The organism is Bacillus cihuensis (assembly GCF_000504145.1).
GTDB classification, from domain to species: Bacteria; Bacillota; Bacilli; order Bacillales; family DSM-1321; genus Peribacillus; species Peribacillus huizhouensis.
In genome coordinates, this window is the sequence record NZ_KI632495.1 from 1,670,011 (window position 1) to 1,683,712 (window position 13,702).

Annotated in this window: 11 protein-coding genes; 3 read left to right on the forward strand and 8 right to left on the reverse strand. The window is 37.3% G+C overall.

Annotated elements, in window-relative coordinates; translation table 11 throughout:
* Positions 1–339: 339 nt before the first annotated feature.
* The 4 genes from lsrB to V179_RS0113875 are packed head-to-tail and all read right to left on the reverse strand — an operon-like array spanning position 340 to position 4,929.
* Positions 340–1,422, reverse strand: coding sequence for an autoinducer 2 ABC transporter substrate-binding protein LsrB (gene lsrB / locus V179_RS0113860; RefSeq protein WP_028391996.1), 1,083 nt, complete (start codon positions 1,420–1,422; stop codon positions 340–342).
* Complete coding sequence (locus V179_RS0113865) at positions 1,415–2,422, reverse strand: ABC transporter permease (RefSeq protein WP_028391997.1); 1,008 nt, start codon at positions 2,420–2,422, stop codon at positions 1,415–1,417. The genes lsrB and V179_RS0113865 overlap by 8 nt, the downstream gene beginning before the upstream one ends.
* Positions 2,423–2,429: 7 nt before the next feature.
* Positions 2,430–3,431, reverse strand: coding sequence for an ABC transporter permease (locus tag V179_RS0113870; protein ID WP_034301157.1), 1,002 nt, complete (start codon positions 3,429–3,431; stop codon positions 2,430–2,432).
* Positions 3,424–4,929, reverse strand: coding sequence for a sugar ABC transporter ATP-binding protein (locus tag V179_RS0113875; RefSeq protein ID WP_034301160.1), 1,506 nt, complete (start codon positions 4,927–4,929; stop codon positions 3,424–3,426). The genes V179_RS0113870 and V179_RS0113875 overlap by 8 nt, the downstream gene beginning before the upstream one ends.
* Before the next feature lie 354 nt (positions 4,930–5,283).
* Here V179_RS0113875 and V179_RS0113880 point away from each other — a divergent pair, with 354 nt between their 5' ends.
* The 3 genes from V179_RS0113880 to V179_RS0113890 are packed head-to-tail and all read left to right on the forward strand — an operon-like array spanning position 5,284 to position 8,172.
* Positions 5,284–6,201, forward strand: a complete 918-nt coding sequence (locus V179_RS0113880; protein ID WP_028392000.1) for a sugar-binding transcriptional regulator — start codon at positions 5,284–5,286, stop codon at positions 6,199–6,201.
* 32 nt (positions 6,202–6,233) lie between these two features.
* Positions 6,234–7,799 (forward strand): autoinducer-2 kinase, encoded by a 1,566-nt coding sequence (gene lsrK / locus V179_RS0113885; RefSeq protein WP_034301163.1) that lies wholly within the window; start codon positions 6,234–6,236, stop codon positions 7,797–7,799.
* A gap of 19 nt (positions 7,800–7,818) precedes the next feature.
* Positions 7,819–8,172, forward strand: a complete 354-nt coding sequence (locus tag V179_RS0113890; RefSeq protein ID WP_028392002.1) for a cupin domain-containing protein — start codon at positions 7,819–7,821, stop codon at positions 8,170–8,172.
* A gap of 626 nt (positions 8,173–8,798) precedes the next feature.
* Here V179_RS0113890 and V179_RS0113895 read toward each other — a convergent pair.
* The 4 genes from V179_RS0113895 to V179_RS0113910 all read right to left on the reverse strand — a co-directional run bounded on the left by V179_RS0113895 (position 8,799) and on the right by V179_RS0113910 (position 13,671).
* A complete protein-coding gene (locus V179_RS0113895; protein WP_051404956.1) occupies positions 8,799–10,118 on the reverse strand; it encodes an alkaline phosphatase in 1,320 nt (439 codons plus the stop codon).
* Positions 10,119–10,753: 635 nt separating this feature from the next.
* Positions 10,754–11,569, reverse strand: coding sequence for a MetQ/NlpA family ABC transporter substrate-binding protein (locus tag V179_RS0113900; RefSeq protein WP_028392004.1), 816 nt, complete (start codon positions 11,567–11,569; stop codon positions 10,754–10,756).
* Positions 11,570–11,843: 274 nt separating this feature from the next.
* Positions 11,844–12,059 (reverse strand): hypothetical protein, encoded by a 216-nt coding sequence (locus tag V179_RS30720; protein WP_161632346.1) that lies wholly within the window; start codon positions 12,057–12,059, stop codon positions 11,844–11,846.
* Between the two features lie 223 nt (positions 12,060–12,282).
* Positions 12,283–13,671: an LLM class flavin-dependent oxidoreductase gene (locus V179_RS0113910; RefSeq protein ID WP_028392006.1), complete on the reverse strand. Its 1,389-nt coding sequence runs from the start codon at positions 13,669–13,671 to the stop codon at positions 12,283–12,285.
* Positions 13,672–13,702: the final 31 nt, after the last annotated feature.

The window sequence follows — 13,702 nt, forward strand, 5'->3', positions numbered from 1 at the left end:
TCCGCTTAGCTACGCCTGAGCCTCCTCGACACTATGTGTCTGCGGGGTCAAGCCTATCTCGCTTTTCCCGCAGGAGTCTTCTTGCCTTCCACTTCAATCAACAAGTTATCAAAAATCAACACTGGTCTTTAACACAGCCTTTTCGTAAAGCTTTTCCAAGTAACAAATTAAAACAGTTGTTACTTGGAACGGATATACGAAAAATGTGTTGAGGGAGACCCCGCAGATGCAATGCACTGAGGAGGCTCCTGAAAAAACCGCCGCTACAACGGATATCAATCTAGGGTGGGCGTGTAAATAGCTTTTAGAGTAACAATGTATGCTTAAACATCCTAATTATTAAAAATCGTAGTCGTTTGTATTTTCTTTTGTGAATACGATTCTTTCAGGCAACACGATGATGCCGGAGTCTTCTGCTTCGTAATCATAGCCTTGAACGGTGTTTGGCTCTACTTTTACTTCTCCAAGCTCTGGGACATCAACGGTGCCGCCAACTTTCAATTCATTTCCTTGTGCTAAATGATACGCAATGTATACGGCAAGTGCACCTTGATCTTTAACATCCCATAAACCGTGATTTTCAATTGTTCCATTTTCAAGATATTGTCTCATTGAATTAGGAGAAGCAAATCCCGTAATAACCACATCTTCCTTGTTTAATCCTTTATTTTGTGCTGCTTGTGCCATGGCAGGAAGTGCAGTTGAATCAGGACAGATGATCACATCAATATCAGGATAGGTATGTAAGATACTTTCTCCCTTTTGTAGAGATACCTGTTCATTTCCTTCCCCGAATTGCTTTGTTACAATTTCCCAATTCGGATATTTTTCTGCAATATACTTTTCAGCATAATCAACCCATGAATTTTGGTCTGGTACAGTTGGACTTGAGTAGAACCAAGCAACTTGTTGGGGCTCATTAGGATTTTCAAGTTGCCCTGCAGCCATGTCGACAAGCATAGCACCCAAAATGTCAGGTGTTCCTTGATTGATATAGGCTGATCTATATTTTGGATCAACATCTGAATCCCAAGTGACAACTTTAATTCCAGCATCTAATGCTTTTTGTAATGCTTGATTTAAACCATCTGAAGAAACGGATGAAATAGCTATTGCATCAGCACCGCTATTAACAGCACTATTAATAATTTGCACTTGATTAGCAACTGTTCCTTCAGGGGCACCATCATACTTAACTCTAAAACCAATTTTATTAGCCATTTCCTGTGCACCGTCATTCCCAGATTCAAAGAAAGCATTTCCTGTCATTTTTGGGATAAAAACGACATCAATATCTCGCGCATCTTTTTTTCCTTTTTCTCCATCAGTACTGCTTCCAGCATCCTTGCTATTACAAGCTGCTAATAACATGGTTGAAATTGCTAAACCAGTGAATACTTTAAGAAATTTTGATTTACGCATTCAGATTACCCCCTCTATCTTTCTTTAAATTTAGTAACCTTCTAACATTCAACTTAAATTTTTGACCTCCCATAAATGCTACTGAAATAATCAAGAGCATCCCTGTTGCTAGTCCTATATATTGTGTTTGAACCCCACCCATTTGCAATCCCAGTTTTAAGAAACCAATGATTATGCTTGCAAGAGCAGTCCCGACAACACCCCCTTTACCACCTGTTATTAATGTTCCTCCTAATACAACAGCAGTTAAGATTGGCATTAAATATTCAGCGCCAAAATCTGCTCTAGAACTACCCAAATATGAGGTTAAAATAATACCTGCTATTCCTGCACTAAGCCCTGATAATACATATGTACTAGTGATTATTTTCCTCGTATTGATTCCAGAGTACTCCGCAGAATTTTGGTTAATCCCAGTTAAATAAATGTATCTTCCAAACCGCGTCCAATGAAGCAGCACGTAAGCAACTAGCAACATGACAACAAAAACGATAACTGAATGTGGAATGCCTAATAAATTTCCATTTGCTAGGTTAATAAACTCTTGTGAAAATCCGGAAATCCCTTCATAAGTACTTGCTCCAGAAAACCCAACCAAAACTAAAGCAATCCCGCTATATAAAAGCATCCCGCCAAGCGTTATAACCATCGCTTGGACCTTTGCATAAGCAATTAGAATGCCATTCAGTAAACCGCATAATCCACCAACTAATACCGCAAGAAGAGCTGCAACCCAAATATTCAATCCGTAAACTTGAGCCAAAAGACCTGTCACCACTGATGTTAATCCGATAATAGATCCACCAGATATATCGATACCTCCAGTAATGATGACAAAAGTAACGAAGAAGGCAATAATTGCAATCCCAACAAAATCATTGAAGCTATTTAATAGAATGTTTATATTCCAAAATCTTGGGTTAATTAGCCCAAAGATTATGATTTCTGCTAGCAAGGTAGTTAATAAGACTACGTTCCATTTGGGTATTTTTTTTAACATCGAACTCTCACACCTCCTCTTTGTAGTTTAGAATTCTTGCATTTAATCTTTCTTTTCTTGTTCGATTATTAGCCCGGCGTGCAATGAGGGCATCAGCAACAACAATGATAATTAATAGAGAACCTGAAATAGCAGAATTCCAGAATGCGGGGACTTTCAAGAATACTAAAGCAGAGTTGATGGAACTCATGATAATTGCTCCAATTGCTGCCCCTATAACGGACCCAATCCCTCCTCTTAAAGATACTCCCCCAAGAACTACTGCTGCGATTACCGTCATTTCGATCCCTAATCCAGCAGTCGTTGAAATAAATCCAATTTGGCTGGCAAATATTAGCCCAGCAATAGAAGCTAAAACGCCGGAAATGACAAAAGCAATAACTTTATATCGATTAACAGGTATTCCAATTAATACTGCACCATCCTCGTTATCACCTATCGCAGCGAAATACCTTCCTTTTCTACTATTAGATAAGTAAAAGTGAATGAGAATAACAGCTAAAATGACAATGATCGTTAATACATTTATTCCAAACAAATTCATCCGTGAAATATGTTTGAAGTTTTCCGGTAGATTCTCAACCCACTTTCCATTTGTAAACATCACTTGGGTTACCCTTACAATTTCAAGCATACCCAGGGTCATAATAAATGAAGAGATTTTTAATTTAGTCACTCCTAATCCATTGATTAATCCAATAACAACACCGATCATGATCGCAATTATTACAGCAAGGAAAATACTACCGCCATCTCTAAGAATAACGCCACTAACTGAAGCACTTAGACCTAATACTGCACCGATCGAGATATCGATTTCACCAGTCAATAAAACAAATGTCATCCCTACCGCAAGTACGATATAAAGCAAGCTATTTTTTGTCGCATTGAGGATGTTTCCTGAAGAAATAAAATCAGCGTTTACCAAGCCGACAATCACAAACAGCAAAACTAAGAATACGAGCGTTCTAAATTCACGATGCTTTGTCATACTCTTAACTTTAGACATGTCTTTCACTTCCTTTATATGTGCCAAAAGCCGCACTCATGACATTTGTTGCATTTATCTCATCAAATCCTAAACAAACCTGACAGGTCCCCCGATAAATGGCATAGATTCGGTCACTAATTCTTTCGATTTCTTCCAAATCTGATGAAATGAGTAATATGGAGTACCCCTGTTCTTTTAATTGAGTAATGATGGAATAAATATCACTTCTGGCAGCTGCGTCAATTCCTCTTGTTGGTTCATCCATGATGATGATTTGTGGATTTGTTGATAAAATTCTTGCAATAACAACCTTTTGCTGATTTCCTCCAGATAAGGATTTAACCTCATCATTGTGACTTGTGATTTTAATACTCAATTTGTTAACATACTCATCCGTGATATCTTTTTCAAATTTTTTATCAATGAAGAATCGGTGTTTTTTTATCACTTGGGCTGTAACATTACTGCTTATAGAACTTATAGAAAAAATTCCGTTCAAAAATCTATCTTCAGGTATATAGGCTAAACCGCTTTCAATTGTTTCACGAGCAGATAAATCTGTGATATCTTTTCCTTTCAAGTAGATTTTTCCACTATGGACTTTATTCATTCCATAAATGGCTTCTGCAATCTCTGTCCTCCCAGCTCCAACAAGACCCGCTAGACCCACTACTTCTCCTTTATATACATTGAAGCTAATATCATTGAAGCCGTCCCCACTTAGTTTTTGTATCTTAAGAATGGGTTCTTCCTTACTTCGATCCAAAAATTCCTTCTTAAATGTTTCGTTTCCACTCCGTTCGCTATCCAATGGTAATAACCCCTTGATTAACATTTCCTTTGTAAAATCATTGATCTTTCCCTTAAGAGTCACTTTACCGTCTCGCAATATAACAGCATGTGTTGAAATTTGAAAAACTTCATCTAATCGATGAGTGATATAAAATATTCCTACACCCGAGGCTTTTAATTGTTCAATTAACTTAAACAATGACTCCGTTTCAGCAAACGTTAATGAAGAAGTTGGTTCATCCAATATGAGAACCTTCGCATCTCTTAGAAGTCCCTTAATAATCTCCACTTGTTGCTGTTCTGCGATTGATAAGGAAATGGCAGATCTATTTAAATCTAGATTCCAACCTAATTGTTTAATTAACCTTCTCGCTTGCTCTCTTACTTCAACTTTATTTTTACTAAAGCCAATCGTTAGATTTTTCTCGATAGTCATATTCGGAAATAGCAGCGGTTCTTGTGGAACCAAATAAATTCCTTTACTATGGGCAATCGAAGGATTATAATGAACGACCTTTTCCCCATTAATTTCTATACTTCCTTCATCCGCTTTATAAACTCCCGTAAGGATCTTCATCAACGTACTCTTTCCAGCTCCATTACCACCTATAATCGAAATCACTTCTGACTCGCTGATTTCTAGAGAAACACCATTTAACACTTTATTTTGATTAAATGACTTCTGGATATTTTCAAATTTAACTAGTAGTCTTAATCCTTCCATAAAAGACCCTCCATACTTATTCAAAATGTCTCTATGTATATAGTTAAATAACCCTAATCTGTAACCGCTTTCTAAATGGTGCTAAAGTAATAATTTAATACATTTTATTAAGTAAGCATCATTTTATTCATTTTTTTAACCACTTCAATTGTTCAAGAAAGCACCATTTTCTTTTAAGTAATAGTAAATTACAAAACTGAATATACATAGAAACGGCATAAGATCTTATTCTCCCGCTTTTTCAAAATCGTTAACAATTTATTAATCTTGTTATTTTTTTTAATGTATCCAAAACAAATATTTATAGATGAATATTTTGTTTAAATCCAAATAATGATAAAAGAGTGATGAAAAATGACATATGAAAATGACTTAATCGTAAAAATAGCTTGGCAATATTATATTGAAGGTTTGACTCAAAATGAAATCTCTAAATCACTAAACCTATCAAGAATGAAGGTGATTAAATACCTTGAAAAAGCCAAAACAAACAATGTAATACAGTTCAAAATTAACTTAAAAGAATTGGATCATCTAACGATCCAAAATAAGATTAAAGAAAAATACAATTTAAAGGATATTTTTATTGTCCCAACCTCCAATGACAATACAGTTGACAGTCTTACAATTGCGGCTGCTCAGTACATTGAAGATCGAATTACAAGCGACACAATGATAAGTATCGGTTACGGAGAAGCTGTATCGAAAACCCTGGGACACTTACAAATATCTACTAAATATAAAATTACATTTGTTTCTTTATCTGGCGGTGTAAAGTTCTACATGCCGACAGCAATAGATACGAGGTCCGATTACTATACGAATCAAAATTATAATCACTACATTGTACCTACTCCCCTACTCGTATCCTCAAAAGATATTGCCGATTCTTTGCTAGAGGAAAAAACAGTTAAAAAAATATTAGAAATGATCCCTTATTCCAATATTACTGTTATAGGAATTGGCGCTCTTAATGACCGCGCGACTTTAGTTAAAGAAGGATACCTAAATACGAATGACTTTGAAATTTTAAAAATAAAGGGAGCTGTTGGCGATTTACTAAGCCAGTTTTACGATATAAATGGTCATGTTCTAGATTTAGATTTTCATAAAAAGCTGATTAGTACTGAAATTGATGTATTGAAATCACTTAATCATGTTGTAGCAGTTGCAGGAGGACTTGGAAAAAAGGATGCAATTATAGGTGCACTTAAGGGGGGATACATCGATGTGCTAATTACTGATGAATTGGTCGCCCAAAGTTTGGTTTAATGATTCAGTAAATCATTGAAAGGAAGGTAATTATGGAAAAATTCCTAATGGCTATTGATGCTGGAACCGGCAGTGTTAGAGTCATCTTATTTAATACATTAGGCCATGAATTGTGTGTCGCTCAATCTGAGTGGACGCATAAAGAGGATAAGCGATATCCAGGTTCAATGGATTTTGATATTAATCAAAATATCAACATAATTACTGATCTAATCAAGGAAATCATTATAAAAAGCAAAGTAGCTCCAAAAGATATTATCGCTATATCTACCACAAGTATGAGAGAAGCGATTGTCTTATATGATGAAAAAGGAAAAGAATTATGGGCTTGTGCAAACGTTGATTCGCGGTCAAATGATGAAGTTTATAATCTTTATAGCATAAGCGATACAATTGAATCTGATCTTTACAAAGTTTCAGGTCAAACATTTTCCTTAGGAGCTATTCCAAGGATTCTTTGGATAAAAAAGAATCTCCCTGAAACTTATAAAAAAATGAAGTATGTCACCATGCTGAATGACTGGATAACCTATCGTTTATCAGATGTCATTTCAGTTGAACCATCAAACGGCTGTACGACTGGTCTTTTTGATATTAAAGAAAGAATTTGGGACTCTCAATTAGCTAAGAAAGTAAATCTTAGGGAGGACATTTTTCCTATTGTTTATGAAAGTGGAACAGTTATTGGAAATGTCACCGAAGAAATGGCGGCGCTTACAGGTCTAAGTCCAGATACTTTAGTTGTTGCTGGTGGTGGTGATGCTCAGTTAGGATGCATTGGTGCTGGAGTTGTCAAAGAAGGAGATGCAGCAGTTTTTGGGGGGAGTTTTTGGCAATACGAATATACGACGAATCATGTTGAAATCGATAACGAATGTAGAGTAAGAATTAACTGCCATGCTGTACCCAATACTTGGCAATATGAAGCAATTGCATTCTTCCCCGGATTAGTAATGAGATGGTTTAGAGATAGTTTCTGTGAGCTTGAAGGGTATCTTCAAAATGAAACAGGAGAAAGTATTTATTCACAAATGGAAAAACGAGCACGTAACGTACCAGCTGGCAGCTACGGTATGCTAGGTACATTTTCTAATATAATGAACTATAAGTCTTGGAAACATGCAGCCCCAAGCTTTATCAATTACAAACTGGACTCAGCGAAATTTAATAAGGCAAGCTTTTACAGATCGATTATGGAAAATGCCGCCTTTGTAACAAAAGGAAATATTGAATTAGTTAATGACATAACTAATACATCTCCCGAGTCTATTATCTTTGCTGGTGGCGCATCAAAAAGCGATTTATGGTGTCAAATTGTTTCCGATGTACTTAATATACCATTACGAGTCCCTGTCGTTAGAGAATCAACTGCGCTTGGTGCTGCTATTTGTGCCGGAGTAGGCGCAAAAGTCTATAACGATTTCGATGATGCTATTTCAAAAGTAATTAAATTCGAAAAAACGTATTATCCAAATCACGAGAATAACAAAGTATATGAAGATTTATATAAAAAGTGGAAAGATATATACAAAAAACAACTAGAATTAGCAGACAACAATTTAACAGAACATATGTGGATCGCACCTGGATTAAAATAAAGAATATGGAGTGATTACAATGACCATTATTAACGAGAATGAAAGAGAATATAGATTTAAAGATAGTGGTCCAAAATATCTTTTAAAAGGACCAAGAATGAACTTTGGAATTGTTGTTTTAAAGCCCGGACAAGATTTCGCTGCTCATTATCATAATATAATGGAAGAAAACTTCTTTATCCTCGAAGGAGAATTAGAGATACATATTGATCATGAAGTTTTCACATGTAAAAAGGGAGATTTTATCCATGTTGAACCAAAAAAAGTTCATTATTTAACAAATAAAGGGAATACTGATTTTAAGGCTGCTTTCATGCTTTCTCCTTACCAAGAAAAAGATAAAGTTGAAGTAGATTACAAACCAACTGTTTAACTTTTTTGAAGTGATAAGATGTGCGCGGAAAATCGTCTTTCGAAGTGCATCATCAATACTTATGTATAAATGAACAAGATTAAGAGGATAACTGGCGTTTATATGATTACAAAAATCCGACTTGTTAATGAATGAACTTAAACGACCACCTGATTTAGCAGGTGGTCGTTTAAGACTCTTTTCATATTAGGAACCGCCTATTGCAGAGTCCGTAATATGCACTTCTTTTTTTCATGTTGAATATCATCTGTCATTGGCTCAATCACGTTTTCTGTTTTTTCAAAAAAAGAGCAACCTCAACTTAGCTACTCCGTGTCTTATTACACATATCTATTGACCAAATATCGATATTCGAGTGTCTTACCTACAACTTTTTATTCAATCCCCAAATCCACTAAATTCGCAACCGGCTCCTTCTTATCTTGCAGATCGACAATCACATTTGTATATCCGGCTGTACCTACCGCGTTTCCTGTATAATTTAACCCTAAAACAATATAATTTTCATTGAAATAGTTTATATTTGCAAAACATACTAAAAAAACCTCGAATCCGTTCCCTTGCTTCGAAGAAAGGAGCTGCCAATCAGGTAACTCCTTTCAGTATCGGCAATTACAAATAGTACGTTATTTCATTGGATTAAATGGAATCTTCATTGCTTCAGCCATTAATACAGGCAGGTTTGTGTTTTCATGTAAGCCTCTAAACAAGTCAGAGCCTGGTCCGAATGCATATAAAGGAACGTCTGTACCAGTGTGTCCGGTGCTTGTCCATCCAACGATTGCACGCTCAGAAACAACTTGATTTATTGCCATGGAAGGACTTTTAGCTGTTTTAATTTTTTCGGCTTCAACGTCGGTTAGGTTAAGTTTTGTGTACTCTTTTACAACTTCTTTTACGTTGCTGCGGTCCGAGTTAAGCTTACTTTCCATGAAATCCCCTGTTGCTGTAACATTATGAAGGACTTCAAGTTTCGTATCACCTTTTCCATAGCCACCGACTGACATTCCGCCCGTATCATGATCGCCAGCAACTACTACTAATGTATTTCTATCTTTTTTAGCAAATTCAAGAGCTTCTTCTACCGCCTTTTCAAAAGCTTCACTGTCTTTCATTGCCCATGCGGCATCTTGATCATGACCCGCCCAGTCGATTTGGCTGCCTTCAACCATTAAGAAGAAACCATCTTTATCTTGTTGAAGTACATCGATTGCAGATTCGGTCATTTCTGCAAGGCTAGGTTGATTAGTTTCATCGCGATCCAACTCTGGTGCCATACCATCCTCAGCAAAAAGTCCGATAAGTTTGTCTGTTTTTTTAACATTTTGCAGTTGTTTCTTATCTGAAACAAATTTATACCCATCTTCTTTAGCATCCTTTAATAAGGATTCAGGGAAATATTTCTTTCCGCCTCCTAGAAGTACATCTACACCATTTTCAAGCAATTGCGGTGCAATATCAGCTTCATTTGAACGTGAAGCAACATGTGAGGCAAAAACAGCCGGAGTGGCATGTGTAATTGTGGAAGTGGCTACTAAACCGGAAGCTTTTCCTTTTTCTTCAGACGCTTCAAGAATCGTTTTTAACTCTGTGCCATCTGGTGCAGTGCTAATCATCCCATTATTTGTTTTTACACCTGTTGCCATAGCTGTACCAGCCGCGGCAGAGTCCGTTATTTCCGTATTTGCAGAGTATGTACGATGCATGCCAACTAGCATTGAATCTAAAGCAGTTTCTTCCCCTTTATACAAACGGTAATTTGTTGCATAAGAAGCGGAATAGCCATCGGGAACCATAAAAATGACATTCTTCGCTTTACCCTGATTGCTATTTTCTGATTTTGCATCTACATTTAGAGTTGCAAAGCTGCCTACTAAACCTCCTAATGCAATAGAAGTTACAACAGCAAACGGGATTATTTTCTTTCTGATCGATCGTTTATTCATCTATTATTCCTCCTCGTAAAAGTGGTTTACAAGGTTAGTATAGATGGTGAGTTTTAACTCACTATGGATATATGGTAAATAATGAGTAAACTAGAAAAAATAGACTAAAAGTAACATTCTAACTTAATTCTTGCTTGATTTGGATTACTTTACACATTACAACTACCTAGTTTCGACAAAAAAAGGCTTTTCCTCACAATATTTGTTGTTTTGTAGGATTTTTAAAGTGATACTAGTATTTTATTCTAGAACCTTTCTTCATTTGAATTTACAATTCAGTATCATTTACTTGAGAGCAAGAGACGGTTCTCTTGTCTCACTTCCCCATGCTTTTCATGTAAGGGTTGGAGAAACGCACAAAATTCTTGCAGCCTGGCGTTGTAATAGTCTAGCTTCACGAGGCATCTCTATCACCATCATTCTAAACTAGATTTTTCTTTCTAACTATGGATTGAAGGATTTACTGGTGAAGTACTAAAAGGAAAAAGAGAACCGTACCCCTTTGCATCATATATAAGAATCTTCTATTAAATAGCTAAAAAATATAGTGTGTGACAAGTGGAATATTTTTATGAAGCAAGACCACTCGGATCGTGCCAAACCTGAAGATCAAAAAGAAGCAGGAGAACGCCCCCCTACTTCATCCAATCTGGTTGATGGAATCCTTGGAACTCTTCTTCAATCACTTTCTTAAATTCTACGGATTCTACTGCATCCTTGATGTCCTTCACAAATTGTTCATCTTTATTTTCCGTTAGAACCACGACACGATTAATGATATTTTCTGGCAGCTTATCCCTTACAAGTGCCTTCGTTAAGTCCAGTCCTGCCGCGATGGCAAAATTCCCATTGATTGCTGCAAGGTCAACAGATTCTAGTGCTCTTGGTGTTTGAGCGGCTTCGATTGGTTTAAATTTAAGCTCTTTGGGGTTACTAATGACATCCTTTTCAGAGGCACGAAGAGGATCGGCATTACTGTCAAATTCGATTATGCCATTATCCTTTAACACCGTTAAGCCCCTTGCTAGATTGGTAGGATCATTTGCAAGTACAATGGTACTGCCTTTCTCAATCTCATCCAATGATTGATACTTATTAGAATAAATACCGATGGGTGCTGTCGGTACCGTAATCACACTCGTTAATTCCATATCATTTTCTTTTGCGAACGCATTCATATATACCTCGTGCTGAAACAAGTTTGCATCCAGTGATCCGTTATTCAGTGCTGTATTTGGCTGTATGTAATCGTTGAATTCTTTCACGGTTACCTTATAGCCTTTTTCTTCTAAATAAGGCTTGACTCCTTTTTCTAGCATATCACTGTACGGGATTGTCGCCCCCAGTACTAATTCTTTCTTTTCACCGGCAGAGGATGAACTACCTGAATTACAAGCAGATAAAGCACCCATGACAAGTATGAATAGCAAAACAAAAATTTGTTTTTTCAATTTAACCACTCCCCTGTTTTTAGCGTTTGTTTACTCTTTTCGCGATATGCCCCCCTATATATTGGAATAGTTGCACTAAGACAACCACCAAAATGAGGTTTGTGTACATGATCGTATTATCATAACGATAGTACCCGTAACGAATAGCTAAATCCTCGATCCCCCACCCCAATGATTCCAACCATAGCGGAATAGACGATTAAGATAATGGCAGTCATGGTAAAGCCGGTCATCAATCCTGGCTTGGCTTCTGTAAGGATAATGTTTGTGATGATTAACCCGAAGTCCAGACAGCAACCGCAGCTTCGATGACTCCTTTATCAAATCTCTTGCAGATGATTCTACTAATTCTGCAAAAAAAAGGAATCCCCGCTACCGCTAGAGTCACCGTCGCTGCTAATGGTCTAATGGTTGTATCCACGAGAAAATTTTTAAATAACATTAAGAATACGATCAGGATAAACGGAATGGAACGGATTAGGTTGATCAAGATCTCAAAAACCTGTTTAATCCATATATTTTCTTAAAAATTCCGCGATCCGTGATAAACAAAACCATTCCTATAGATAGGCCCACCAGAATCGCGAATATTTCTCCCTTCTCGATCGTAAGCGAAACGTCATCTACACCCACAATCGTTTCCTTTTTACCCCTAAATTCCTTCTTAATGTGCTTCAACTCAATCATCCGGCTATTCCACTCCGCTCCTATTTTTACCGCTCGGTAAGGACACGTCTGTACTGGCTACCAGGATGGTCATCCGGCAAAATACTTTTCCCCCTAGGAAATAACTTTTCTCGCAATGTACCTGATTGATACTGCTTCTTATATAATCCCCGCTCTTGCAAGATTGGAATCACTAACTCAATAAAGGATTCCAAATCACCAGGCGTCACCAAATGGTTTAAATTGAAGCCGTCTACTCCTGATTCTTCAAATTGACGTTGTATAGCGTCCGCAACCTCTGATGGGTTCCCAACAATAATTTGGGTTCGATCTAATGACTCGAATCGTTTAAGTGCTTCACCAACAGATAATTTCTTCGGTGCATCCTTCGTTAAAGTAGCTGCTTTATAATGGCCGCCTTCCGTCGATTTCTTATATTCAAACGGCTCATTCGGATCCACGCCCTCAAACTCGGCAATGTCATAACCGCTAGCTCCGAACTGTGCTTTAGCAGCATCTGAACTCCATACTTTGTTATATTCCTCGAACTTCTGCCAAGCCTCTTCCGTCGTTTCGGCAACAATAACACTCAGAAAAGAAATGATTTTAATATTATCTGGATTACGACCATGCGTTTGTGCTCGCTGTCTAATATCCTCTGTGTAAAAACGAATTCTCTCAGGTGTGGGACCACCGACAAATATACACTCTGCATGTTTGGCTGCGAATTCCCTGCCGCGTTCCGATGTTCCCGCTTGATAAATGACAGGCGTGCGCTGAATGGAAGGTTCAGTTAAATGCGGCCCTTCCACTTTAAAATAGGTGCCTTCATGATTGATTTCATGTACTTTTTCGGGATCTACCAATGTATTCGTTTCCGCATTTTCAATCATGGCATTGTCTTCCCAGCTTTGCTCCCAGAGTTTATAAGACACCTCAAGGAACTCATCGGCTTTATTGTATCGTTCATCATGTTTGATCATATCTGGTAACCCAAAGTTTCTGGCTGCATTTGGGAGATAAGAAGTCACAACATTCCATGCAATTCTTCCCTTTGTCAAATGGTCTAAAGTAGAAAACCGTCTTGCATTTCCAAATGGTGGTTCATAGGTCGTACTAACTGTGATTGCGAATGACAAATTTTCTGTTACACTGGCCATCGCAGAAATGAGCAGCGATGCATCGTTCACTGGCACCTGTAAGCCATCTCGAATGGAAGGATCTTTACTCTTCTGATAAATATCATAAATGCCAAGGACATCTGCAAAAAAAATCGCATCAAACTTGCCTCGCTCCAATAGCTTTGCTAATTCAATCCAGTAGTCCAAATCCTTGTACCTGCGATGACGCTTATTGTCTGGATGCTTCCAAAGCCCATGGGAATTGTGCATCGAACTGCTCATATCAAAAGCATTTAAAATGATTTGTTTAGTCAATTTTTTTTCCTCCCTGTATTATATGATTTTT